General features: G+C 49.4%; 18 protein-coding genes and 1 pseudogene. 10 read left to right on the top strand and 9 right to left on the bottom strand.

Going from position 1 to position 24,841, the window contains the following annotated elements; translation table 11 throughout:
• Window positions 1-422: 422 nt before the first annotated feature.
• The gene (locus FKW31_RS14415) at window positions 423-1,145 is read right to left on the bottom strand and encodes a response regulator transcription factor (RefSeq protein WP_003623877.1); all 723 of its coding nucleotides are present in this window, start codon (window positions 1,143-1,145) and stop codon (window positions 423-425) included.
• Window positions 1,146-1,291: 146 nt separating this feature from the next.
• Here FKW31_RS14415 and FKW31_RS14410 point away from each other — a divergent pair, with 146 nt between their 5' ends.
• Window positions 1,292-1,807 carry a L,D-transpeptidase gene (locus tag FKW31_RS14410; RefSeq protein ID WP_193562089.1) on the top strand — a complete coding sequence of 172 codons (516 nt, stop codon included), beginning with the start codon at window positions 1,292-1,294 and terminating at the stop codon, window positions 1,805-1,807.
• Here the strand turns inward: FKW31_RS14410 and FKW31_RS14405 are convergent.
• The 3 genes from FKW31_RS14405 to guaB all read right to left on the bottom strand — a co-directional run bounded on the left by FKW31_RS14405 (window position 1,804) and on the right by guaB (window position 6,533).
• A complete protein-coding gene (locus FKW31_RS14405; RefSeq protein WP_150178903.1) occupies window positions 1,804-3,636 on the bottom strand; it encodes a sodium:proton antiporter in 1,833 nt (610 codons plus the stop codon). The genes FKW31_RS14410 and FKW31_RS14405 overlap by 4 nt on opposite strands.
• Before the next feature lie 95 nt (window positions 3,637-3,731).
• Entirely contained in the window at window positions 3,732-5,045 is a 1,314-nt protein-coding gene (locus FKW31_RS14400) for an RsmB/NOP family class I SAM-dependent RNA methyltransferase (RefSeq protein WP_006117216.1), read from the bottom strand.
• A 9-nt stretch (window positions 5,046-5,054) separates the two neighbouring features.
• The gene (gene guaB, locus FKW31_RS14395) at window positions 5,055-6,533 is read right to left on the bottom strand and encodes an IMP dehydrogenase (protein WP_150178902.1); all 1,479 of its coding nucleotides are present in this window, start codon (window positions 6,531-6,533) and stop codon (window positions 5,055-5,057) included.
• Between the two features lie 213 nt (window positions 6,534-6,746).
• Here guaB and FKW31_RS14390 point away from each other — a divergent pair, with 213 nt between their 5' ends.
• From FKW31_RS14390 to FKW31_RS14370, 5 genes are read left to right on the top strand one after another with little or no spacing between them, the layout of a single operon-like run.
• Window positions 6,747-8,408 carry an ABC transporter substrate-binding protein gene (locus FKW31_RS14390; RefSeq protein ID WP_150178901.1) on the top strand — a complete coding sequence of 554 codons (1,662 nt, stop codon included), beginning with the start codon at window positions 6,747-6,749 and terminating at the stop codon, window positions 8,406-8,408.
• Entirely contained in the window at window positions 8,405-9,424 is a 1,020-nt protein-coding gene (locus FKW31_RS14385; RefSeq protein WP_150178900.1) for an ABC transporter permease, read from the top strand. Before FKW31_RS14390 ends, FKW31_RS14385 begins: the two co-directional genes overlap by 4 nt.
• A 12-nt stretch (window positions 9,425-9,436) precedes the next feature.
• Window positions 9,437-10,411, top strand: a complete 975-nt coding sequence (locus FKW31_RS14380; protein ID WP_193562088.1) for an ABC transporter permease — start codon at window positions 9,437-9,439, stop codon at window positions 10,409-10,411.
• 1 nt (window position 10,412) lies between these two features.
• Window positions 10,413-11,444, top strand: a complete 1,032-nt coding sequence (locus FKW31_RS14375) for an ABC transporter ATP-binding protein (protein WP_150178899.1) — start codon at window positions 10,413-10,415, stop codon at window positions 11,442-11,444.
• A complete protein-coding gene (locus FKW31_RS14370) occupies window positions 11,441-12,421 on the top strand; it encodes an ABC transporter ATP-binding protein (RefSeq protein ID WP_150178898.1) in 981 nt (326 codons plus the stop codon). Before FKW31_RS14375 ends, FKW31_RS14370 begins: the two co-directional genes overlap by 4 nt.
• Here FKW31_RS14370 and FKW31_RS14365 read toward each other — a convergent pair.
• Window positions 12,416-13,510, bottom strand: a complete 1,095-nt coding sequence (locus FKW31_RS14365; RefSeq protein ID WP_150178897.1) for a nitronate monooxygenase family protein — start codon at window positions 13,508-13,510, stop codon at window positions 12,416-12,418. The genes FKW31_RS14370 and FKW31_RS14365 overlap by 6 nt on opposite strands.
• A 145-nt stretch (window positions 13,511-13,655) precedes the next feature.
• On the opposite strand from FKW31_RS14365, the gene FKW31_RS14360 reads away from it, so the two are divergent.
• The 3 genes and pseudogenes from FKW31_RS14360 (at window position 13,656) to FKW31_RS14350 (ending at window position 17,448) form a co-directional block, all read left to right on the top strand.
• Window positions 13,656-14,426 (top strand): phosphatase PAP2 family protein, encoded by a 771-nt coding sequence (locus FKW31_RS14360; RefSeq protein ID WP_150178896.1) that lies wholly within the window; start codon window positions 13,656-13,658, stop codon window positions 14,424-14,426.
• Between the two features lie 229 nt (window positions 14,427-14,655).
• A pseudogene (locus FKW31_RS14355) lies at window positions 14,656-14,928 on the top strand (purine nucleoside permease); the annotation flags it as partial.
• A 30-nt stretch (window positions 14,929-14,958) separates the two neighbouring features.
• Window positions 14,959-17,448: a phosphocholine-specific phospholipase C gene (locus FKW31_RS14350; protein WP_150178895.1), complete on the top strand. Its 2,490-nt coding sequence runs from the start codon at window positions 14,959-14,961 to the stop codon at window positions 17,446-17,448.
• 564 nt (window positions 17,449-18,012) lie between these two features.
• On the opposite strand, the gene FKW31_RS14345 is transcribed toward FKW31_RS14350, so the two are convergent.
• Genes FKW31_RS14345 through FKW31_RS14335 form a run of 3 tightly spaced genes read right to left on the bottom strand, consistent with a single transcriptional unit; the run spans window position 18,013 to window position 20,059 of the window.
• Window positions 18,013-18,792: a siderophore-interacting protein gene (locus FKW31_RS14345; RefSeq protein ID WP_089179147.1), complete on the bottom strand. Its 780-nt coding sequence runs from the start codon at window positions 18,790-18,792 to the stop codon at window positions 18,013-18,015.
• A 28-nt stretch (window positions 18,793-18,820) separates the two neighbouring features.
• Window positions 18,821-19,444, bottom strand: a complete 624-nt coding sequence (locus tag FKW31_RS14340; protein ID WP_202878732.1) for an O-methyltransferase — start codon at window positions 19,442-19,444, stop codon at window positions 18,821-18,823.
• Between the two features lie 24 nt (window positions 19,445-19,468).
• Window positions 19,469-20,059 carry a PadR family transcriptional regulator gene (locus tag FKW31_RS14335; RefSeq protein ID WP_150178893.1) on the bottom strand — a complete coding sequence of 197 codons (591 nt, stop codon included), beginning with the start codon at window positions 20,057-20,059 and terminating at the stop codon, window positions 19,469-19,471.
• A 301-nt stretch (window positions 20,060-20,360) separates the two neighbouring features.
• Here FKW31_RS14335 and FKW31_RS14330 point away from each other — a divergent pair, with 301 nt between their 5' ends.
• Window positions 20,361-22,721 (top strand): TonB-dependent receptor, encoded by a 2,361-nt coding sequence (locus FKW31_RS14330; RefSeq protein WP_150178892.1) that lies wholly within the window; start codon window positions 20,361-20,363, stop codon window positions 22,719-22,721.
• A 173-nt stretch (window positions 22,722-22,894) separates the two neighbouring features.
• On the opposite strand, the gene FKW31_RS14325 is transcribed toward FKW31_RS14330, so the two are convergent.
• On the bottom strand, window positions 22,895-24,502 hold the full coding sequence (locus FKW31_RS14325) for a B12-binding domain-containing radical SAM protein (RefSeq protein WP_193562087.1): 1,608 nt from the start codon (window positions 24,500-24,502) through the stop codon (window positions 22,895-22,897).
• Between the last annotated feature and the right edge of the window lie 339 nt (window positions 24,503-24,841).

Below are 24,841 nucleotides of genomic sequence, written 5' to 3'. Positions count from 1 at the left end.
GAGATTCACTAGGTGATAAGCTGCCATGCCTTTCCTAATGCCTGAGCCCCCCCCCCCCTCGATCTCACGAGAAAAGTTGTTTCTGGGAACGCTCGATCAGAAACTAACACCAGCAAAACTGAGAGCTGCGACTAGACAGCAGCAGGTAATGCAGAGGGATATAGACGCCAAACCTCAGTCGCATGGCATATCCTATCGTAGGTTCAGCTTGGCCGTAATCAGAATGAGGAGTTCCATTTCGATCTGAACATGGCCTTTCAAGGGGTGGAATGGAATTTGCATACGATGACATGATTTTTACGGCAGAATGTAGCATCTCAACTGTTCATAATAAAAAAGCCCTCCAAGGTTGGAGGGCTTTCCTAATATAATTTAAATTACGAAACCGTTAGAAATTGAATCTATTTTCAATTTAGCAAGAATCAAACGGCTGTTGTCGCAACTTCTGGTTCAGGGTTAAGCCGATACCCCCCTCCCTCTGTTACCAGCAAGGATGCATGAGCTGGATCTGGCTCAATCTTCTGGCGAAGGCGGTAAATATGCGTTTCCAGCGTATGTGTTGTTACCGCTGCATTATATCCCCACACCTCATTCAGCAAAACCTGCCGAGGCACTGGGCGCGTTCCTGCTCGATAAAGAAACTTGAGAATAGCCGTTTCTTTTTCCGTCAAACGAATGCGACGGTTTTTAGCCGGTTCCTGCAACAGTTTAGCAGAAGGGCGGAACGTATATGGACCAATGGAAAACACTGCATCTTCACTGTTTTCAAACAGTCTGAGCTGCGCCCGCAATCTGGCCAGAAGTTCTGCAATACGGAAAGGCTTGGCAACGTAATCATTAGCTCCAGCATCAAGCCCTTTTACAATATCAGATTCATCATCTGATCCTGTGAGCATGATAACGGGCATACGCAAGCCATCCTTGCGCAGTTCTGCACAAAAATCGCGCCCATCTCCATCTGGTAGCGTTACGTCCAGCAGAATGGCATCACATCGCGCATCTGGTTCCTTCAGCTTCTGGCGGGCTTCGGCCAATGTTGCCGCCTCCAGAACCTGAAATTCCCCATCCAACTGCAACTGCTCTGCCAGTGTTCTGCGAATGACCTGATCGTCATCTACAACCAAAATTGGGCGCGCACCCGTCATGGAACATCGTCTCCTTATGTCAGCCCTCTGGCTCGGCTGCCTTGGCCTGCTTCCTGCACGATCACAAAACGAATCGTATCGAAACCACTTTCTGGCATGATACGTCAACCTCACGCGAAAGCCATAAAGCAGGGGTAAGATTGTTTATGATGATACACGTCTGGCCAACAGTAAACAGCAATATGGATGCACAACTGCATTGCAGACACAAAAGCATGAGCGCCATTATCGGCAAGAATGGCGTAACGCACCATAAGCACGAAGGGGATCTGGCAACACCGCTGGGAACCTTTCCCCTACGGCAAGTATTTTATCGGGCTGACCGGATTATAAAACCACAAGCAGCGCTGCCTGTTATCCCTTTAAACCCACAGGATGGATGGTGTGATGATCCATCATCATCCTCCTATAACCAGCACATCCAGCTACCCTCTTCTTTCCGCCATGAAATACTGTGGCGTGAAGATGCTGTATATGATCTGATTGTTGTGATTGGTTATAACGATTGCCCCGCAGAACCCGGCAAAGGTTCTGCCATTTTTATGCATCTGCAACGCCCCAACAAAACACCAACTGAAGGATGCGTTGCCCTAACTGAAGCAGACCTACGCTTTGTGCTGGCTGCAGAGGCAACAGAAATAACCATTCACCAGCCACGTTAAGCCGCATTGCCAGAAGCAGGCTTGGCTATTTGTTCCGGCGCAACCAACCCTATTGCCACGTATCCTGGTGTTAAAGTTGGTTGTGGCTCATCCTCTGCCGATACAATCGTGATAGCCGCATCTTTCTGAAGCACCAGAAACAACAGGAAATGGCTGCTTTCACTCAGCAGATAATCCTGATTAACTTCGGTAACTTCTATCGCAACAAAATGCCAGCCTTGGCTCACCAGCGCTTCCAACACGGTAAAATTCCACGCAGGCTGCCCCAAAACCTTTCCGCGCGCTTCCCGGCTAAACCCGCGGTACTGATCCAGCCGCGCAATGCCGGGGCTGACCTGATAAACTCTCTGCCGCCCAAAATGGGGAGCCAAATGTGCACAGACCAGCCCATTGTAAATGGCATCTGGCGTGGCTGAAATAAGATAATCAGCCGGGCGTTCCTCCAAATTTTCTGTGCCTTCTTCCGATAAAACTTCAGCACATAAAACAGGCACACCAGCAAGCTCGGCTGGGCGTAAATCACCCAAAGAACTATCCACCAGCAACACAGGTGTGCCTACGGCGTGCACTGCCACAGCCAACTGTGTGGACCAATCATTGGCCCCCACAATAGCCAACGCGGGTTGATTGGAAAGCGTAAGATGCAACCGTCGGCCTAGCGGAATAAGGGAAAAACCATGCAAAATCATGGTGGAGGCAATAACGGCAAAAACAGCCGGCATAACCTGAGAAGCCCCAGGGTAACCTGCATCCTGCAATCGTATCCCGGCGGCACCTGCAACTGCCGCCGCCACAATCCCACGCGGTGCAATCCACCCCATAAATAACCGTTCGGCCCGGCTTAGGCTGGAACCTATGGTAGCCAACCAAATACCCAAAGGCCTGACCACAAACAGCACTGCTAGCGTTAAAGCCCCAATAGACCATGACAAACCAGCAAGCTCACTTCGTGTCAGATCGGCTGTAAGCATAATGAACAGGATGGAGACAATGAGCACCACCAGCGCTTCTTTCATCCGCTGGATTTCCGCCATACCGGGAATACGCAGATTAACTAAAGCCATGCCGAACACGGTAGAGGCAATTAGCCCAGCCCCATCCATGGTTAAAGTGCCGATAACGTAAAGAATCAGCGCAAGGCTAAGCAGTATCGGCATTTTCAGAAGATCGGGCATTAAATCCCGTATGCACAGCCACCGCACAAACCATGCCGCACCAATGCCAAGCGCAATCATCAATGTAGCGCTCATCAGCATATGCGGGATGATAGATACAAAAAATGTGCCAGACCCCTCACCCGGCTGCATAAGCAACACTTCCAGCACTAACGTGGCCAGAATGGCACCTACGGGGTCATTCAAAATAGCTTCCCACCGCAGAAAGGCTGCAATGCGCGGTTTCAGCTTGGCATGGCGTAACAGGGGCAAAACAACCGTTGGGCCGGTAACCACAATAATGGCGCCAAACAAAAAGGCTGGGCCCCAGCCCATACGCCCAACGTAATGGGCGGCAATGCTGCCTAAAATTAAATTGATCGGCAATGCCACCAGCGTAAGGCGCAAAACGCCCTCACCGGCTTCTTTTAACTGACGAAAATCTAATGCAAGGCCGCCTTCAAACACGATAAGCGCCACCGCCAAAGAAACCATTTGGTGGAAAGCGCTACCTGCAACCTCTGAGGGATGCATGATCTGCAACCCCGGCCCCAAAAGCAGCCCCAGAGAAAAAAGCAGAACAATGGCAGGTAACCTGAACCGCCAAGCCGCCCATTGTGCCAGCATACCGCCGCCCAGCACGAGAAAAACAAAAAGAATTACGCTTTCAGTCATGCTAGGCCATTTATCTTATTGGTCTGTAGAAGCTGATGAATCAGGCATCAGTATTATGCGTAAGACCAATAAGATGAACAGTTAAAAATGTTTTCCTATTCTATACCTGCCTCAGCTTCTGGCGCGGCACGTTCCATTACGGCGGCAAAAAAGCCATCTGTTCCATCCCGCAGAGGGCTTAAACTGATGGAGCTTTCCTGACGCAAGGCCTGTGGCATTTCTGGGCTACCTGAAGGAACAAGCCTGAAATCAGGATGCCGTGCCAAAAATGCTGTAACCTGATCCATGTTTTCTGCGCGTAGCAAAGAACAGGTTGCATACACCATGCGCCCTCCGGCCCGAACAAGTGCTGCCGCCCGATCCATAATGGCAGCCTGCTTTTCCAACAGCTCTGTCAGATCCTGTTCCGTAGTGCGGAAACGTGCATCTGGGTTCCGGCGCCATGTGCCCGTTCCGCTACATGGTGCATCCACCAATACCCGATCGAATGATCCAGCCCGACGTTTGGCCCATTTATCTCCCGGCACAAGCAAGTGCCGTTCAACATTATGCACGCCTGCACGCCGCAAGCGTTTAACTGCACCTTCTAACCGAGGCGCAGAAACATCGCATGCAACAATATGGCCTTTGTTTTCCATCATCATGGCCATAGCAAGCGTTTTACCGCCCGCACCTGCGCAATAATCCAACACACGCATCTGGGGTTCAACGCCACTTATGGCAGCAACAAGCTGACTGCCTTCATCCTGAATTTCCACCAGCCCATCACGGAATGCCACACTTGTTGTAACTGGCAAACGTGCAGGTAAACGCAGCCCCCACGGAGAAAGCGGTGTAGGTTCAGCATGCAGGCCTTCACATGCCAGACTACGTTGTGCCTCCTTACGGGGGCCACGCAGAATATTCACCCGCAAATCCAGAGGCGCTGGGGTGGACATAGCTGCAAGCTCTTCTTCCAGCTTATCGCCAAACGTTGCTTCCAGATGGGGCAACAGCCAATCCGGCAGTTCCAGCCGAACAGCACGAGGCATTTCCGGGTTATCCAGAGTTTTGCCCGCAAGCGGCGTAAGGGTTGAAAGTTCCCCACGCGTCAACGCCCCTGCGGCAAAGCGCCCCTGCTCAAACATTTCCTCTACTTCTGCAAGAGAGAAACCATCGAACAACAGACGCGCTCCGGCCCGGAGCCGAGCAGACGCCACCTGCCCTTTTTGCTCCAACCACCAGCCAAGCCGACGCCACGCCCGCATAACATCCCATACAAGGCCGGATATGGCTCTGCGGTCTCCACCGCCCATATAGCGCCGCTCTCTAAAAAAGCTGTTGGCGACAGCATCGGCGGGTTTGCGCGGGGCGGCTTCCATTGCTGCAAGCAGATCAATAGCGGCCGCAAGCCTGGCTGAAGGTGTCATATGTGGTTATCAATCCCGACGGTAATTAGGAGCTTCACGCGTGATGGAAACATCATGCACATGGCTTTCACGCAGGCCCGCACCGGTAATACGGCGGAACTGAGCACCTTCTTGCAGCTCCTTCAGCACGCGGGAACCTGTATAGCCCATACCGGCTTTAAGGCCGCCCACCAGCTGATGAATAACCGCAGCCATGCTGCCTTTGTAAGGCACGCGGCCTTCAATGCCTTCTGGCACCAGCTTAAGCGCATCTTTGACTTCCTGCTGGAAATACCGATCAGCCGAGCCACGCGCCATGGCGCCAAGACTGCCCATGCCACGGTAGGATTTGTAAGAACGCCCCTGATAAAGGAACACCTCGCCCGGCGCTTCTTCCGTGCCAGCAAGCAATGACCCCACCATGACCACATCAGCACCAGCACCAATGGCCTTTACGATATCACCCGATGTACGAATGCCGCCATCTGCAATGCAGGGAATACCTTTTTCCTTACATGCCAGAGAGGTTTCAAGCACGGCAGAGAACTGAGGCACACCTACGCCAGCCACAATACGTGTGGTGCAGATGGAACCCGGGCCGATACCGATTTTCACGCAGTCTGCACCAGCTTCAATCAGGGCATGTGCAGCTTCTGGCGTGGCAACGTTACCAGCCACGATCTGCACATTGGTATCAAAGGCTTTCAGGCGTTCAACCGCCCCCAAAACACCGGCAGAATGGCCATGCGCTGTATCTACCACCAGCACATCCACGCCTGCTTCAATCAGCATCTTGGCGCGGCTAAAGCCGTCTTCACCCACTCCGGTTGCAGCCGCACAGCGCAGGCGGCCCAAGCTATCCTTGATAGCCAGCGGATGGGCTACAGCCTTATCCATGTCTTTAACAGTGATGATACCTACGCAACGGTCTGCATCATCAACCACCAGCAGTTTTTCAATCCGGTGTTTGTGCAGCAACTGACGGGCCGTATCTGCATCCACACCATTTTTAACCGTGATCAGCCGATCTTTGGTCATCAACTCAGAAACGGGCTGGTTGGGATCTACGGCAAAGCGGGCATCACGGTTGGTAAGAATACCCACCAGCTTCTGCGTGCCGGGTTCCACCACAGGAAGGCCACTAATGCCGTGGCGGTGCATGATATCACGCACTTCGGCCAATGTCTGATCCGGGCCAACGGTTACCGGGTTCACTACCATGCCAGATTCAAAGCGCTTAACGCGACGAACCTGCTCAGCCTGTTCTTCTGGTTGCAGGTTTTTATGGATCACGCCAAGGCCGCCTTGCTGGGCCATGGCAATAGCCATCTGGTCTTCCGTAACTGTATCCATCGCGGCGGAAACCAGCGGAATATTCAGTTCAATAGAGCGTGTGAGATGCGTGCGAACGGTTGTCTGGCTGGGCACAACGTCAGATGCAGCCGGCACAACCAGCACATCGTCAAACGCCAGAGCTTCCGTAACACGGCTATAGGGAGAAGAGGTCATGCTGCGGGCACCCTTGCTGAAATACAAAAAGGCAGGTTACCCTGAAGCATACGCTACGCCGCAGGTCACCCGACCATTGGCGCTCCCTCTTATGATGATGCACGCATAAACGCAAGCGTTACGCGCACCTTCTGTCTGTTTTTTTAACGTAAATGCAAAAAAGCAGAGGAGGAAAGTTTGAAAGACACCCGCATACAGGCCATAACACGGGAGATGAAACGTGTTCTTCCTTTCCTGTGGGGTTTTATGCTGGCCCCTGCTGCTGCACATGCAGTGGAAACTCCACATACAGGAGGCACGCTGCGCATTCTGGTTTCCAGCGCAGCGGGCACACTTGATCCACAGATATCCTATATTGGCTTAACCAAGTTTTTTGAAACGCCTGTTTACGATACGCTTTTAACCTACCCCAAATTTGCAGGAACAGGCGCGCAACCCGTTATTCCCAATCTGGCAGAAAATGTACCCCAGCCAGAAGATAACGGGCTGACCTATAGGCTCACCTTGCGCAAAGGTATTCACTTCTCCAACGGGCAACTTTTAACCGTGGCGGATGTGGCGGCTTCTTTCCGGCGTATTTTTGCTGCTGGCAGCCCGACTGCAGGGCCGTATTACAGCGCAATCAAAGGGGCTGATGCCTGCCTGAAAGACACAGCCCATTGCACTTTAGCCGAGGGCATTAAAACAGACGCAACGGCAAACACCATTACATTTCATCTCAGCCACCCGGACCCGGAATTTCTGGAACATCTGGCGTGGGTTCATGCAGCTATTTTGCCAGCGAACACGCCCACGCATGATATGGGTAATACAGCCCCTCCGGGTACGGGGCCTTACCAAATTACAGATTACAACCCCACAACGCATATGCGTTTTGAGCGGAATCCATACTTTCATGAATGGTCGCATAATGCGCAGCCTGCGGGCTTTCCTGACCACGTAGAAGTAACGTTCGGATTGGAGCCAGAAGCCGCTGTAACCGCGGTAGAAAATGGCCAAGCTGATCTAATGTATGAAAACGTTCCACTAGACCGCTTGGGTGAGGTCGGCAGTAAATATGCAGGCCAAGTGCATATCTTTACCGCTCTGTTGTATTACTACGCGACGTTAAATGTAAATGAACCGCCGTTTACATCCCTCAAGGTGCGGCAGGCACTTAATTACGCGGTAAACCGTCATGCTATGGTGATTTACGATGGCGGCAGTGCTGTTGCATCTCCGCAGTGCCAGCTTCTGCCAGAAGGCACTCCGGGGTATGAACGCTTTTGCTCCTATACCGCTGGCGCATCCCCTCAAAACCCTGCACCAGAATGGGCCAAACCGGATATGGAAAAAGCCCGTCAGCTTGTGCAGGAAAGTGGCACCAAGGGTATGCGGGTAACTATTGTAACCCCATCTGGCGGTAAATCGGACAATACTGCGCTAGATTTGCGCAGTGTATTGGAAAATCTGGGGTACAAGGCTTCAGTTCACAGTATCAGCCCGGCCATCCATTTCACGTTTGTGCAGAACTCAGACAACCATGTGCAGATTTCCATTGGTGGGTGGAGTGCAGATTACCCATCGGCTGCCAGCTTTCTGGACACGTTGTTTGCGTGCTCCAATTTTCATCCCCATTCCGATAATTCACCCAATATGTCCGGCTTTTGTGATCCGCATATTGACGACATGATGCACCACGCTGCCCAGCTTGCCTTAACAGATCGCACAGCCAGCAATGCGGCATGGGCTCAGGTTGATAAAGCCCTGATGGCACAGGCCCCTGCCGTACCTTTTGTACAAACCAAAAGGGTTGTGCTGGTTTCTAAACGCACACGAAATATAATTATTACGCTTAATGATGAAATCCTGCTTTCTCAGCTACAGGTTCCATGACTGATCTCGCCCCCACTTTTGCGCAAGATACCAAACCACCCGGCCCTTGGCGGATGGCGTTGCGGTCCCTACGCCATAATCGCTCTGCACTGTTTTCTTTTGCCATTTTGGTATTTCTGGCTGTAGCCAGCCTGCTTGCGCCTTATTACGCACGCTATGTTGCACATACAGATCCGTTCGTTTCCAACGTAGCAGGTGCCATCACGGTGGGTGGGCAGGAAGTGGATATCATGCAACCCAATGATAACCCATTGCACCTTGGCCTTAGCCCCATTGGCCCCACATGGCATGGAGCTTACATGCTGGGGGCGGATAGCCAGGGGCGTGATGTTGCCGCGCGGTTACTTTATGGCGGACGGAACTCTTTGCTGATTTCGTTCTGCTCTGCCGTTCTATGCCTTGTAATGGCTGCTGCTGTCGGAATAACTGCTGGTTTTTGCGGTGGCATTATAGATACCGTTCTCTCCCGCATGATGGATATTATGTGGTCTGTTCCCGTATATCTGTTTGCTATTTCTCTTTCCATTGTCACGGTAAGTGATGGGCTGCATCTGGGCCCGTTTGTTATTGAATCTGATAACCTGCTTTTGCCTATCTGCATTATCGCGCTGGTTTATGTGCCTTATGCTGCACGCCCTATTAGGGGACGGGTTATGGCATTGCGGGAAGCTGAGTTTGTTATGGCCGCACGCTGCCTTGGCGTACCCCGCTGGCGTATTGTGCTGCAAGATATTCTCCCCAACGTCACCTCCACCCTTGTTGTTCTTGGGCCGCTTATCATGGCCATGTCCTTGCTGGCAGAAAGCGCGCTCTCGTTTTTGTCCATTGGGGTGCAGGCCCCTGCGGCATCTTGGGGTACGCTTATTCAAGATGGTGAAGGATTGATTTATACACGCCCTATGGTGGCCATTGCCCCGGGCTTGGCCATTATAGCTGTAGTACTGGCCCTGAACATTCTAGGCGATGGCCTGCGAGATGCGCTGGATGTGCGTGATGCCAGCCACCGCGAACAATAGGAGGCCCACCGCGTGTTGATGGCCGCCCTCCGCCGAGTGGGACAAACAGTTTTCGTGCTGTTTGGTATTTCCGCATTAGTATTTGCTGTATTTTTTGCCACACCGGGCGCAGACCCTACAGCTCGGATTGCTGGCAAAAACGCATCGCCTCAGACCATGCAGAAAGTGCGGCAGGAATACGGGTTTGATCGCCCCTTACCCGTTCAATATGCCATCATGATGAAAAAGCTGTTCATCACACAAGATTTGGCCTCTTACGCAGATAGAGGCGAACTGGTGGTGCCCGAAATTGCACGCGCGGCCCCGGTTACAGTTTCCTTAGTATGTGGTGCGGCCATTATCTGGGTTGTCGTTTCCATTGTCATGGGCACTCTGGCTGCCGCCCTTAAAGGCTCATGGATTGACCGCACGCTAATGATGCTGGGGTTAATTGGCATTTCCATACCCGTTTTCTGGCTTGGGCAAGTTGCAAACCTGATAACGCAGAACCGCTACCACGATACCTGGCTTTTTTCATGGGTACCGGCTCTGGGCTATGTGCCGCTTACACAAAACCCTTGGGGCTGGTTCAAAGCCTTGGTTATTCCATGGGTTGTGCTGGCGGTTTTGTTTATTGGTGTTTATAGCCGCGTGCTGCGGGCAGACCTTGTTGCGCTATCTGGAGAAGATTTTATACGCACGGCCCGCGCCAAAGGACTTTCTCCTTCTCGTATTCTTATCCAGCACGGACTGCGCACGGCTATGGTTACCTTTGTATCTCTGTTCGGTATGGATTTTGCTCAGTTGGTCGGAGGGGGCGCTTTGTTGACCGAAGTGGTTTTCGGGCTGCCTGGAGTTGGTCGCCTCACCTATCAGGCCCTTACCAATCTGGATCTGCCTCTTATTATGGCCACCGTTATGTATTCTGCCGTATTTGTTGTGCTGGCAAATGCGGCGGTTGATATGATCTACCTTCTGCTTGACCCGCGAGTGCGCGATGCCCGCTAACATGCCCCCCCACGCCCTGCTGGATGTGCGAGACCTACGGGTAAGTTTTCCGGCCCGTGGGAAGATGATTCCAATTGTAGATGGCGTTTCCTTCACCCTAAACCATCAAGACATTCTGGGGCTGGTGGGGGAATCTGGATCAGGTAAATCTGTCACGGCTTTAGCGCTTATGGGGTTGATTGATGCTCCGGGCGTGCAGGTAACGGGCTCTGTCTGCTTCCGGGGGCAGGAACTGATAGGAATACCGCCAAAAAAGCTACGGCACCTACGTGGCAAAGAAATTGCCATGATCTTTCAGGACCCCATGACAGCCTTTACACCTGTTTACACAATAGGCTGGCAAATTGATGAGCAAATACGGGCCCATGAACGTGTTTCGCGCAAACAGGCCCGCACCCGCACAGTGAAACTGTTGGGTGATATGGGCGTGCCAGACCCAGAGCGCACAGCCAACCGCTACCCACACCAATTGTCTGGGGGCTTGCGCCAGCGCGCCATGATTGCCATGGCCCTTTCATGCAACCCATCTCTCCTGATTGCAGACGAACCCACAACCGCGTTGGATGTAACCGTACAGGCACAGATACTGGAGCTGATACGCAGCTTGCGAGATACGCACCACTCATCCGTTTTACTGATTACGCATGATATGGGCGTAGTGGCAGAAACCTGCGATAACACCATGGTGCTCTATTCTGGCCGTGTTGCAGAATATGGGCCAACATCTGCCCTATTTGCATCCCCCGCTCACCCATATACAGCCGGGCTTCTAGCCTCCATCCCACCATTGGATGGGCCAAGACCATTACGTTTACCAGCCATTGCTGGCTCCCCTCCGCTTCCGCAAAACCGCCCGGCAGGATGTGCTTTTTCACCACGTTTCCAATACGCACATACAACCTGCACGATAGCATTGCCGCCTTACGTTCAAACAGGGTCGAACCATTTTGCCGCTTGCGTTCTCCCGCAAGAAGGAAAATCTTTGCCACCACGCCTGAGTGATGCACTTGCACAGGAGCACCTCCGGCCATGAAAGCACCTAAAGCCCCCTCGCCCATTTTGGATGTGCGCGATCTGTACAAAACATACCGCCTTCCCCGCGGGCAGGAACTCAAGGCTGTAGATGGCGTTTCCTTTTCCGTTATGCCGGGGGAAGTGCTGGGCGTTGTGGGTGAATCTGGGTGCGGAAAATCATCCCTAGGGCGTTGTCTGCTCAAACTGACGCCCGCTACAAGTGGCCAGATTGTATTTGAAGGGCGTGATATCACGCATCTGTCTGAACGCACCTTGCGTCCCTTACGCCAGCGTATGCAGATGGTTTTTCAGGATTCCTACGCCAGTCTAAACCCGCGCCGGAGAATAGGAGACTTACTAGCCGAACCTCTTAAAGTTCATCCTAATGCCCAAGGCCGCAAGCGTTCCTCCGCCGAAATTACGGCGCGCTTACACGAACTGATGGAACTTGTCAGCTTACCCATTACAGCATTGGCACGATATCCACATGAATTTTCTGGCGGGCAACGCCAACGTATTAACATTGCACGTGCATTAGCTCTGTCCCCTCAATTGATTATTGCAGATGAGCCTGTTTCTGCCCTGGATGTTTCTGTTCAGGCCCAAATCATCAATCTGTTTGCTGACTTACAAAAACAACTTGGCCTTACCTACATATTTGTAGCGCATGATCTGGCTGTTGTGCGCCAGATATCAAACCGGGTAGCTGTCATGTATCTGGGCCGCATTGTAGAAATTGGTGATACCGATAGCGTTCTACACACCCCCGCCCACCCCTATACAGCTGCCCTTACTGCTGCCATCCCGCGTCCTGTTACAGGGCTAGCACGCCCTGTGCCTTTGCAAGGGGATGTTCCCAGCCCCATTAACCGCCCAAGTGGTTGCCGTTTTCATACACGCTGCCCCTACGTACAAACACGCTGCAAGCAGGAAGACCCGGCTTTACGCCCCATCCATCACGATAGGCATGAAGTGGCCTGCCATTTTCCGTTATGATCCGCTGCGGCTGCATCTTATTTCAACAGCTAAAGCTATGTTTACCTTTTCCACTGCTGAATATATTTCATCCTGCAAAATATGCGCCATTTCTTTGAAAGAGTTATTTCGTATCAGTCTCAGCCCCTGCCCTGCCCACAAAGACATATTCTCAGCGTTTCCATCTCGCGCGGCCTTCTTACGTAACGCTTGGGTTAAGGCATTCTGGACAGGATAAGGAAACGGCTGGGAACTTCCATATTCTTCAATAAATTGATTACATATACCATGCGCCAACCTGCCTGAAAAAACATTCGTCAATACGGTGCTTTCGGCCGGCAAATGCTGTTCAAGCGCTTTTCTATACGCTAGGGCCAACGCTGTATCTGAACAACCCAAAAATGCTGTGCCCATTTGCACGGCTTCGGCACCCAAGCTTATAGCCGCTACTATGCCTTCTCCATCCATGATACCTCCTGCGGCAATAACTGGAATTGAGATATCCTTTACAATTTCCCGGACAAGAGGAAGCAATCCTACGCCATTTCCTCCATCAGAGAGAAAGCTTCCGCGGTGCCCACCTGCTTCTATACCTTGAGCACACACAGCATCTGCCCCAACGTCTGCCCATGCGCGCGCCTCTGCACTGGTTGTAGCTGTGCCACATACAAAAATACCTTGAGCATGCAGCATGGAAACCTGTTCCTGTGTGAGAATACCAAACGTAAAACTTGCAACTGGCGGTTTGGCGTGAAGCAGAACTTCAAACTGTTCCTGAAATGATGGAGCATATTGATTGGGTAATATAAAATCCAATTCCAGTCTTTCATAAACATGACGCAAAAACAGAGTATCTTGCGGATCAGGATAATAACTGGGCAAATGATCAATAATAAAAAGGTTAACGTTAAAAGCTGATGTTGTTTCAGATTTAATCTGGTGAAGAGAAGCCTCAATTTCCTCTGGAGACATCATGCCAGCACCAAGAGAGCCTAAAAAACCTGCATTACTGGCAGCAATAACCATTTCAGCATTACTTATGCCAGCCATAGGAGCCTGAATAACTGGCAAGGCAAGCTCTAACTTTTCGACCAAAGTATGATGTGGCATGCGCTAACCTTTCTATGTTTTTGCTGTTTAGCACTTTATCTGCAAAGTCCACTCTCCACGATCTTCATGCAATCGTCACAGTTATAAATGTGAAATGCAGGTAAATTATACGCCAGTATGACGATTGATGTGGGAATAAGTCACTATGCGTTTTCGTAACGCCGTTTTTTATGCCGTAAGTCTTTCCTTAGCGCACACCTTTTTTGGACATACCGCACAGGCGCAACAGTTTACCCTACCTGATGGGCGTGCATTCTTGCCGCCACCTCCGCGGGCCGAAGAACCTGCACAACAGGCAGACTTACGGGCTTTTGAAAAAACGCGGGGGCTGAAAGATAAGGCGCGCTGGAAATTGGCCCAGAATGACGCCAACCTGAACCCAGACCATGTTATCAAGGATTTTTCATGCGCTGCCGGATTTAATCTGGATCCAGCCAAACTTCCCGCACTGGTCGATCTTCTTACATCGCTTGCGCAGCCCGTAGAGCAAGATGTTTCAAACGAAAAAGACTTCTGGAAACGGCGCAGGCCTTTTGTCGGAACAGATAAAGACATCTGCACCGCGCATTCAGATGGGCTTGATCATAGCTATGCCTACCCATCTGGCCATACAACCTGGGGTTGGCTTACGGCGTCCATTCTTGCCAGCGCTCTGCCTGAGCGTGCAACGCAAATCATGCAACGCGGCCGTATATTTGGTGAAAGCCGTATTGTTTGTGGCGTGCATTGGAAAAGCGACGTGCAAGCTGGCTATATGAACGGAAGCGCCATGTTTGCAACACTTCAGGAACAGCCCGCTTTTACCCAGAAAATGGCAAAAGTTCGCCAGGAACTTCTTGCCTTGCGTAATGCTAAAACAGAACCAGACACAAAAACTTGCGCGGTAGAGCAGCAAGCCGCGCAAGATATTTTTTAATAATTGATATTTCTGATTCTGGGGTTTGGATATTCATGAGTTGCCGGTTATCTGCGTTACCTGTCCTGCGGCTGTTTACGCTGGCAGGTTACGCACAACAGGCCTTGCCAACCGCTTTTAAAGCACCGGCACCGCTTATCGGCTTGCATGGCTTGTGGGGCTCTCGCCTATCCGATCTGGTCGCATATGAATGCACCAAACTTGCAAACCACTTTGGCATGAACCCAGAGAAGAAGAAATTGGCATGTTTCAGGCTCTTTCCCTGCAAGCACGCGCTGGCCACGTTGATATGAACCGTATTCTTGTTTTACGCGCTGGCAGCAATTTTGACATGCCTCCACCCGGACAGACGGCTGCAAACCTACTTAAGGCCGAAACTGAAGAATCTGGTTTTTCTGGTTTTCCACCTGCTCTGGATGCGGCGTATCAGGCAGGAAGTGTGGTTGTAAAAGAAATTGCAACATACTGGGCCCATTACGAAAACACCATTCCCTCTCATTAGACGTTTTTACGTATCTGACAGGATCGAAACATGACGACACGCCGTAATTTTCTGAAATATGCGTTCCTTTCCGGGGCTGCGGGTTCTGCTGGCATGTTGCCTTCTGCCATTAGCCGCGCATTTGCTATTTCCCCAGATCCAGGAACGACATATCAGGATGCAGAACATATTGTTATCTTGATGCAGGAAAACCGTTCGTTCGATCATTTATATGGTACATTACAAGGTGTACGTGGGTTTAACGACCCTCGCGCCATACGCCAGCCCAACGGTAACCCGGTATTTGTGCAATCCAGCACAGAAGGGCAAACCTACGTGCCTTGGCGCCTGAATATTCATGACACACGCATTACATGGATGGGCTCTATTCCTCATTCACGAGAAAGCCAGGTTGATGCGTGGAACAACGGGCATCATGATCGATGGGTAGACGTCAAAAAGTCACATTACAAGAAATACGAACACTACCCCATGACTATGGGATATTATACACGAGAAGACCTCCCGTTTTATTATGCATTGGCAGATGCTTTTACTGTTTGTGACCAAAATTACTGCGGTGTGATGACAAGCACTTGCCCGAACCGTTTGGTGTTCTGGACAGGTACTGTGCGTAATAAACAAAGCACTGACTCCACAGTTTATATGCGCAACCCAGAAATTCTTAAATCTGGCCTAACATGGACAACCTTTCCTGAAAGATTGGAACAGATTGGCATTTCATGGAAAGTATATCAAAATGAAACCGATCAGGTTGGCGGTCTGGATGAAAAAGAACGCGCATGGCTTTCTAACTTTGCACTTAATATTTTAGAATGCTTTGAAAATTATAATACATCTGCAAACCCCAGATTTCATAAATGGGTAGATGAGCGTATAAAAGCCTGCTCCAAACATATTGAAAAACTTCAGGCCGAAGAAAGACTTGTTTCAGAAAAACATCAGGAACAGTTAGCTGAAGCCAATGCCTTGCTGGCTGTTCTAAAACGCCGCCGCGATACTGCTACAAAAACAGTAGAACAGCTTACTTCGGCAGAACGTAGCTTGTTTGAACGCGCTTTTGTAACCAACAAAGCAGACAAAAATTACCGGACACTTGAAACACTCACTTTTTCAGATGGCTCCAATACACGCCATATGGATGTTCCCAAGGGAGATGTCCTGTATCAATTCCGCAAGGATGTACAGAACGGCAAACTCCCCACTGTTTCATGGTTAGCTGCACCGGAACATTTTTCTGATCACCCAGCCTCACCTTGGTATGGTGCATGGTTTGTATCAGAAGTTATGGATATTCTTACCGAAAATCCGGAAATCTGGAAAAAAACCATTTTCATCATGACTTACGATGAAAATGATGGCTACTTTGACCATTGCTGCTCCTTCACGGCACCAGACCCTAAACGCCCAGAAACAGGCAAATCCTCCGCCAGTATAGGGCCTGATGGTCTAGAATATACTTACGCCAAAGATGAAGAAATTATGGGCGTGCCTCCTGCATTAGCACGTAGTGGCCCAATTGGTCTGGGCTTTCGGGTTCCCATGATTATTGCATCTCCGTGGAGCCGTGGAGGCTGGGTGAATTCTCAGCTGTTCGAGCATAGCTCTACGCTTCAGTTTCTTGAAAAGTTTATTGAAGGGAAGTTTGGTAAAAAGGTTACCGAAACCAATATTTCTCCATGGCGCCGTGCCATTAGTGGGAATTTAACATCATGCTTCCGCCCTTATGATGGCACGGTTCCACAACTTCCATTTATTGAAAGAGATAAACATCTAGAAATTATCGAAGATGCACGCTACCGGCCTATGCCCAGTGGATTTAAATCTCTCGAAGAAGCAGACATTACGCTGCTGAAAAACGATCTCCTCCAACTACAGCGCTATGTAAAACAGGAACCAGGCACACGGCCAGCCTGCGCCCTACCCTATGAACTGTACTGTGATGGCGGCCTAAGCGCAGATGGACAAACCATATCCCTGCATCTGCAAGCAGGTACAAAGGTACACAAGCACCTTTCATCTGGTGCCCCTTTTAATGTGTACACCCACAACATGCGGCAAGAAAGCGGTATGCGATCCAGCACCTATGCTGTAGCTGCTGGAGATAACATAACGGTAAATATTGATAGCCGTTTATCTGAAAGCAATCTTTACGATGTATCTGTTCACGCACCCAATGGCTTCTACCGCAAATTTACTGGGCGCAAGCATGGCATAAAACTTTTAGCTGAATGTAAATATATGCCTTCGAGCAAGGAAAGCATGCTTCTTTGCCTAAAAAACATGGGACATGATACATTGGAAATCCACTGCAATAGACTAGGGCACGCAGCTTTACATGTCCTGCACATTCCTGCCCAAGGCAATGTCAGGCAGGTTATACCTCTTGCTCAATCCAACATGTGGTATAATTTAACACTGACAGCACCCAAAGAACCTGAATTTTCTTATGTTTTTGCAGGCCATCTCGACAATGGGAACCATAGCATTACGGACCCAGAAATGGGCCTCATAAAATAAATACAAATTATTATATACAGGATAAAACACTGGGCGTTTACATGCTGATTTATGTAAACACCCAGCATATTAAAAATAAAATAATGTATTTTATTTTTAAACTTTTGAATTATTATAAATTTTTCTAACCATAAATATAGAATTTCTTACTCGTGCAATTTACTGATCAACAGTGAAATACAGATCATAAACAGCCTGATTGAATGAGCGTTTTTAGCTTTTGTATATGAACAGATGAATCATGATGCAAGAATGGCCCGCGCCCTAAGGTGCAAACGTATCGTGCCATTTCCTGTCCGCAATTCTAAAGCGCTAGGAAACACATAGTTCTTCAGTTTGAGCTGTTCCTGAGCAGAGAGGCCGCCATCTCCACCAGCATAAGCAGGAAGGCTATTTTTGGTCTCACTGTTCAGCAACCGTGACCTCTGAATACCAAGCCACCAAGGTCGCTGACAATGGTAAGCAGAGCCGTTGAAACAATACTCTGATCAAGCATGCAGCCATTGTGCGGCTGGTAACATAATGCAGTATCAATACCTACTGCATTATGTCTTGGTCTCTTTATTATGCACTCACATCCTTAACAGATGCATCTGCCTGCCCTTGCACCCAATAACCAGATGCCTTGATCCATTGTGTGGCAATACCGCGTTTTTCAAGCAAATATTGGCGCACTGTTTTTGCAACACGGGCTTCTGCCCCAACCCAAATAAATGTGTGTTCTGAAATATCCATGCCGGATAGAGCAGACACAATACCTTGTGCATCATCAGCTTTATCCAAAGGACGATGAACCCAATGCGCTGTATGCTGTGCAGATGTTTCGAATATCTGCTCGTCTTCTTGCCCTGGCACAGCAACGATTGTTGTCACATGGCTTTGAGCGGGAAGCTCCTCCACCCTACGGCCAATGGCTGGCAAGGCTGTCTCATCCCCAATCAGTAACCAGTGCGCGATATTGCCAGAAATAATCTGAGATCCTTTTGGGCCGCCAATATCTAGATGATCACCAACCTTTGCAGCCCGTGCCCATGCGGCAGCAGGTCCACCTTCGTGATTCACAAAATCCAGCACCAGCGTACCTGCTGCTGGATTATATTTGCGCGGAGTGTAATCCCGACGGACAGGCGCACCATCCAAACCAGGAATGAATATTTTGATATGATCATCCGGAGAGGGACTTACAAAACCCGCTAGATCCGAACCTGCAAGACTTATCCTTATCATATGCGGTGTTAGCCGCTCCACCTTTACAACTTCTAAAGAGCGGCGATGCAATTCATGCCGCACACGATGGATTTCTGGCACATCGCAAGCACCAGAAACAACATTCTGGGTTGTCATTTATTTATCCTATTGCTTACTCGAAGCTTTATTTTGTTTCTAAACGGCTCACTTCTATGCCCGTCCCGACAGGTAGCAAAACGCTGGAAATACCGGGCAATACGCGTATGGCCTGCCCATAGCGTTTTACATCTTCTGTACCGGGCCGGATCATATTATCAGCCACAATAATTGCACCGGGGTTAAGGCGTGGGTAAAACGCCTTTAAGCAGGGCACATAAAGATCTTTCCAAAGATCAACAAAAACAAAATCTACTTTTTCATCCATCTCATCAATCATCTGCACGGCATCACCTACGCGAAAATCTATCCAATTCGCCAAGCCTGCTTGCTGTGCCATTTTCTGAGCATAAGCAGATTTATAATCATGCAATTCCATTGTAATCAGCTTACCGTCAGCAACGCGGGCAGCTTCGGCAAGCCAGATGCCAGAATATCCAAAGGATGTGCCGAGTTCCAGAATAGTTGGATTTTTCAGGCTCTTGGCTAAAATATTCAACAGTTGCCCTGTTTCTGGCCCGATGGAACGCATGCGCTGGTCATGCCCCCCATCACGACCGCCAGGCGCTTCAATACGCGGTTGGCGACGTTCTTGCTGTATACGTTCATGATAGAGGTTGAGAACTGTCTGAATTTTATCATCCATGATTATCTTCCCTCTTATTGTCTTACAGATTTAAACTTGCCCAACACCACGTGCAGCGTCATCTAAAAGTGCTGCAATTTTTTCTTCTGCCGCCGGGTCAAGCCCACCGTTACGCAACCGAAGACGCAACGCAATTTTCAGGTTTTCCATGGCGCGCATTACAGGCATGGGAATATTCTTACGCCCACCTCTTCCTTCGGGTTCCGCTGCCGCTGCACGAGAAAGGATTTCTTCCAACCCGGCCTGGTTGGCAGACAAAAACGCCTCACCCTCTGGTGTTATCTGGTAGTTTTTACGGCTTTCGCCTTCAGATGGGCGAATATATCCTGCTTCTTCCAACCAAGTGAGTGTTGGATAAATAACACCGGGGCTTGGGGTATAACTTCCCCCAAATTTTTCTTCGATATCCTTGATAAGTTCATAACCATAAGTTGGTTTTTCCGAAATTAACTTAAGAACCAGAAAACGGATTTCGCCATAATCAAAAAGCCTGCTGCGGCCCCCCCGTCGGCCTCCACCCCGACCATGTTGATGGCGATGCTTCCCTCCAGAACCTGCTGTTCCTTCAGGGGAGAAAACCGGGCGGTTACGACCGCCTGCGTGTTTGTTTCTGTGCTTCATAATTCCGATATATATTCCGATATATCGTATGTCAAGATATATCTAGATATATTCCTTAGATGATCTGTTTTGCTCCCTACTCTCTTCACAAAAGCAACAGGCACACGTGCGCAGGCATACAAATGCGGCAAAACACAAGCAGTCGATATTTTACCATATATGTAGAATCCCCGTTTTTCGCACAATGCGTGAATGTTTTATGAATACTCTATTTAATATAAATGAATTTTTTAAATATCTCTCAAAAACCCACAAAAAGTCAGATAGGTTGCGGCGCCTTATGGGAAAATGAGACACCGCAATGAAAAAGTTCCTGATCCTGAGCACAGTTTGTATATTTGCTCAAAACACCACAACCATAGCCAAAGCGAGCAGCAACCCGGATAAACACAAAAACCACGCTCCCCTTGCTGCAAAAAAAACGGCTAAATTGCCGAAAGCCAAGGATGAGGACGTCGACGTCGTCTCGCGCAAAACAGCAGGCGGCGGAATGATGGTGAAACACACATCTGCCAAAACGATAAGCTCACTTTCCCATAGCTATATCGAGATGCAGTCTCCTACTTCCACAATCGAATCACTGATCCAAACAGTGCCTGGCGTGGTTTCTGCCAGTGAAGGGCCTCTTACAACCTCCTTTTCCACCATTCATATTCGCGGGATGGCGCAAGCAGAAATTGGTGTCACGCTTGAAGGCATGCCAGCAGCCAACCCCTTTACATACAGTACCTATACCCCTTCTCTCGTTGATAGTGAGAATATGGGCCAGGTGAATGTGATGCAGGGCTCGGTGGATATTAATTCCCCCACCTACAACGCAACGGGGGCTGAAGTTTCTGCAACATTACGCCACCCGATGGACCACCAGAATGTGCATGTTGCGGCCTCTGGCGGCTCCTACGGCACGAACAAAGACTTTATCCGCTACGATAGCGGAGAAATCGGACACTCTGGCGTGCGGGGCTTTGTTTCTGGTTCCTATGCCCGCAGTGATATGTGGCGTGGTGCTGGTGACATTCGCAAGTGGCACGTAGATGCAGCACTTACAAAAAGCTGGGCTCCCGGTAGCCATTCAGAAGCTATTTTTGGTTTTACAGATGCCGCACAAGGTGAATGGCTTTATCCATCCTTGGCGAATTGGAAAACCTACGGAACCAAATATGGCCTGAACAACCAGTATTATAATGGTGATACACACTACGTTGGGCTGAACGGCAAAAATACTGGGGCTATTTACGGTACATTAAAAAATCATTTCAGCTTTGGGCATGGGTTAAGCTTAGACGCACAAGCCTATTCTGTTGAATTTCATGGACCTTATTATTACGGCGAAACCGTGCCTGTCTCCAATGGTTATGCTGGCGCGGAAAAATACGCACATCTTGACGATTATAAAAACCTACCTGGATATGACCCATCAGTTAGCAAATTAACGTCTGTTGAAGTTTCAGATTGGTATACAATTTCTTCCGGTTTAACCCTTACCGGACATTGGAAGCATAAATTCAATACACTTAACTTTACCTATTGGTATTCTTACGCTCAGGAAGCCGCCACCCAGAAGTTTTATCCTGTAAATGGCAGTGGGCATTGGAACTCTAATGGTGCCCCCCTTACAGCTAACGGCGGACTGCTTATTAACCAAGATAATGAAAACGCCTTACAGCAGTTGAATAGCTTTGCTGTGGACGACAAAATGTCGTTCCTGCATGACCGCCTGACTATTGATGGTGGTATTAGAATGGTGATGGCAAACCGCCAATACACTCAGGATCTGCCGGGCGTAACGGCAAGCAAATCCATTAAAAATGTGTTTGTTCCCTCCCCTCAGGTGCTTATCAATTACCGCTTCAATCCCAACCATCAGATCTATGTTAACGGCACAACTGGTTACCACCTTCCTGCAGGGTTAAGTTCACAGCTTGCATCCTACAGCTATAACACTGGCAAGGCGACATCGCTCCCGATGTCCGATTACAAGCCAGAATATATGATTACAGAAGAAATAGGGTATCGCTATAGTGGCCTCTTTATGGCTAACCTTGCAGGCTTTCATTATAACGTAACGAACCATCAGGTTTCGGCCATAAGCTATCAACCGGGATCAACATCAACAATTTCACAGTTAATCAACGCCGGTGGTCTGGAAGCCTACGGTATTCAGGCAGAACTTGCCACGCGCCCCTGGCACAATGTAAGCGCTTACGCATCTGGCCAGTATATGCACACTAAAAATGGAAACAATATTGCTTATGCAGGAGATTATCTTGCAACCAAAGGCAAGCAAGAAGTTGGTGCTCCACAATTTTCTGGTTCTCTGGGCCTGACCTATAATGATGGCAAATGGTTTGGCAACTTTACGCTGCAATATACTGGTGCCCAATACGCCACACTCATGAATGATCAGAGTATTCCCGGTTACGTTACGGCCAACCTTGGCTTTGGCAGGCGCTTGCCGCAAATTGGCCACGTCTCTCCTAAAATCAAGCTGAACCTCGTTAACCTTGGGGACAACCATTATCTGTCTTCAATGTATGGCTATACAACAAACGCCAAAACACAGCATGGTGTGCTTACAGGCAAAAGCCTTTCTGGCTCACAGCCTACTTACGTTATTGGTTCCCCATTTGTGGTAACTGCCACCCTTTCTGCTGATTTTTAATTTTGCACATTATCAGGATATTAAGTCGTTCTGTGTTCTGCTTCTTAAAAGCAGTGCACAGAACCACTATAGAACACCCAATAGTTTGATACCGCAGAACACACAGCGTAATGCTCCAAAAAGCACATCCACAGTGCACCTAACCACAAGCCTTATGAGAAGACCCTTTTAAGTTATGCAGGCAAAAGTGCTGCCGCAGCCGTTGGCGAAACCTGCACTGGTGGAGCATGCCAGCGCCCTTCGTCTACATTCTGAATTTCCCTATCAATCTCACGCACCACCTGCCGTGAAAATGGGCCGAGATGTAAATAAAGTGCACTCGTCATAACCACATAAGGTATTGCCTTTGGGTTATGCAGGGCACAATCAATCATCATACGCCAGAATTGTTTGGCTGTTCCTGGGCCAGCACGGTGAATACGGAAAAGCAAACGTGCAAAACTGCGCAAATCACCCCGTATCATTTTATGGGCGCGCTCACGCTTAAGCATACGGCCCATCCGTCGAACACGCCCAAAATATGCAACTGGATTGTAAATTTCTGCCAGAACGGTTCTGTAATCATTCAACACATCGCGGCGCGGGCGGTTTGTTTCAAAATTCAGCCCCGCTGTGCACTGATCTCCAGATTGCGTCTGCTCGCCCCCAGAAAACAAGCGCCCCTCGGCTAGCAGGCGGCGCGTAAGCTGTGTTGTTGGCAGGGCATAAAGTAACCCAACCATGCAAACCGGAATGGAAGTATCTTCAATACATTCTACCATCCCTGCTGCAACACTGCTTTTTTCGCTATCAAAGCCAACAATAAAGCCAGCGTTTACAAAAATACCAGCCTCATGAATTTTGGTAATACTTTCTTGCAAGCTGCGCCGAGTATTCTGCTTTTTCTGCGTCATCACCAGCGTATCTGTATCCGGGCTTTCAATCCCGATGAATACAGCAAAGAAATTTGTTTCTGCCAGACTGCGCAGCAAATCCGTATCATCTGCAAGGTTGATAGATGCTTCAGTTGAAAACTCAAATGGAAATTTCTTTTTATTCTGCCAGAGTTTTAAATCCGGCAAGAACTTCTTAAGTGCTTTTTTGTTACCAATCAGATTATCATCAACAAAATCCACATGCCCTCGATAACCAAGAGCATACAATGCATCCAGCTCTGCAATAACCTGCGCGTTTGTTTTGGTTCGCGGTACACGGCCATAAAGCTCAATAATATCGCAGAACTCGCAACTAAACGGACATCCACGTGAAAACTGAATACCTACATGCAAATACTGATCCAGCTTTAACAGATCAAAACGCGGCAAAGGGCTTTTTGTAACGTCCGTTTTCCCCATCGGGGCCTTAAAGACGCCCTGCGTGTCCCCCTTTCGCCAAGCTGTTATGAAATCAATCATGATTTCTTCAGCTTCACCCAGCACCTGAAAATTTGCAGCACTATACAAATCTGGGCTGGATGTCACATCCGGTCCACCAACCACCACTGGCTTATTGCTAGTGCGACACATTTCTATAATGCGCAGGGCGTCATTTCTTTGGGGAAGCATTCCGCCGGTCATCACCATATCGGCCCAAGCGAAATCCTCATCTGTCAGAAGCTCGGTGTTCCGGTTCACCAATTTAACCTCCCAATGTTTGGGAAGCAACGCTGCAACCGTAATCAAACCAAGCGGAGCCGCCGGATAGCGCGCCCCAGCCAGATCACAGGCCTCTTTGTAATTCCAGAACGAACTGGCATTAAAAAGTGGAAAGATCATCAAGACCTTGCAGCTATCGGTCGTCACGGAGATATCCTTTGATTGAACAGCTGATCACAATCAAAGCGGACGATATCTCGCTCTCTTCGACGGCGCGCAGCCCCCTGCAGGGCTTGGTTTCCTATGGAGGGTGAATGCTCTGGACACCTTCCATATGGGCGTCGTATCTGAGAGCTGGGGGTAGCAAGAGCCAGCAAAAGGTCATTTCATGACCTTTCATCTGAGTGAATTCTGCTTATACGCTCAAGAACGCATGTATTGCAAATCAATCACTATCCTAGGCTCAGGACCTATTAATTTATTGAACTGAGCGAGCGGTTGTGATTCAGAGGCTTACCGATGGAGGGTGGGCCTGTGAGTGATGTG

This window comes from Acetobacter sp. DmW_136 (assembly GCF_008690365.1).
Classification (GTDB): Bacteria; Pseudomonadota; Alphaproteobacteria; order Acetobacterales; family Acetobacteraceae; genus Acetobacter; species Acetobacter oryzifermentans.
The sequence above is the reverse complement of the archived record's forward strand: the minus strand, read 5'-3'. Positions and strand labels throughout refer to the sequence as shown.

Excerpts from the sequence above, each read along its gene's own strand:
- FKW31_RS14415 (WP_003623877.1), bottom strand. The coding sequence starts at position 1,145 with ATGACGGGTGCGCGCCCAATTTTGGTTGTAGATGACGATCAGGTCATT.
- FKW31_RS14410 (WP_193562089.1), top strand. The coding sequence starts at position 1,292 with ATGATGATACACGTCTGGCCAACAGTAAACAGCAATATGGATGCACAA.
- guaB (WP_150178902.1), bottom strand. The coding sequence starts at position 6,533 with ATGACCTCTTCTCCCTATAGCCGTGTTACGGAAGCTCTGGCGTTTGAC.
- FKW31_RS14405 (WP_150178903.1), bottom strand. The coding sequence starts at position 3,636 with ATGACTGAAAGCGTAATTCTTTTTGTTTTTCTCGTGCTGGGCGGCGGT.
- FKW31_RS14390 (WP_150178901.1), top strand. The coding sequence starts at position 6,747 with ATGAAACGTGTTCTTCCTTTCCTGTGGGGTTTTATGCTGGCCCCTGCT.
- FKW31_RS14385 (WP_150178900.1), top strand. The coding sequence starts at position 8,405 with ATGACTGATCTCGCCCCCACTTTTGCGCAAGATACCAAACCACCCGGC.
- FKW31_RS14350 (WP_150178895.1), top strand. The coding sequence starts at position 14,959 with ATGACGACACGCCGTAATTTTCTGAAATATGCGTTCCTTTCCGGGGCT.
- FKW31_RS14365 (WP_150178897.1), bottom strand. The coding sequence starts at position 13,510 with ATGCCACATCATACTTTGGTCGAAAAGTTAGAGCTTGCCTTGCCAGTT.
- FKW31_RS14330 (WP_150178892.1), top strand. The coding sequence starts at position 20,361 with ATGAAAAAGTTCCTGATCCTGAGCACAGTTTGTATATTTGCTCAAAAC.
- FKW31_RS14345 (WP_089179147.1), bottom strand. The coding sequence starts at position 18,792 with ATGACAACCCAGAATGTTGTTTCTGGTGCTTGCGATGTGCCAGAAATC.
- FKW31_RS14335 (WP_150178893.1), bottom strand. The coding sequence starts at position 20,059 with ATGAAGCACAGAAACAAACACGCAGGCGGTCGTAACCGCCCGGTTTTC.
- FKW31_RS14360 (WP_150178896.1), top strand. The coding sequence starts at position 13,656 with ATGCGTTTTCGTAACGCCGTTTTTTATGCCGTAAGTCTTTCCTTAGCG.
- FKW31_RS14400 (WP_006117216.1), bottom strand. The coding sequence starts at position 5,045 with ATGACACCTTCAGCCAGGCTTGCGGCCGCTATTGATCTGCTTGCAGCA.
- FKW31_RS14370 (WP_150178898.1), top strand. The coding sequence starts at position 11,441 with ATGAAAGCACCTAAAGCCCCCTCGCCCATTTTGGATGTGCGCGATCTG.
- FKW31_RS14375 (WP_150178899.1), top strand. The coding sequence starts at position 10,413 with ATGCCCCCCCACGCCCTGCTGGATGTGCGAGACCTACGGGTAAGTTTT.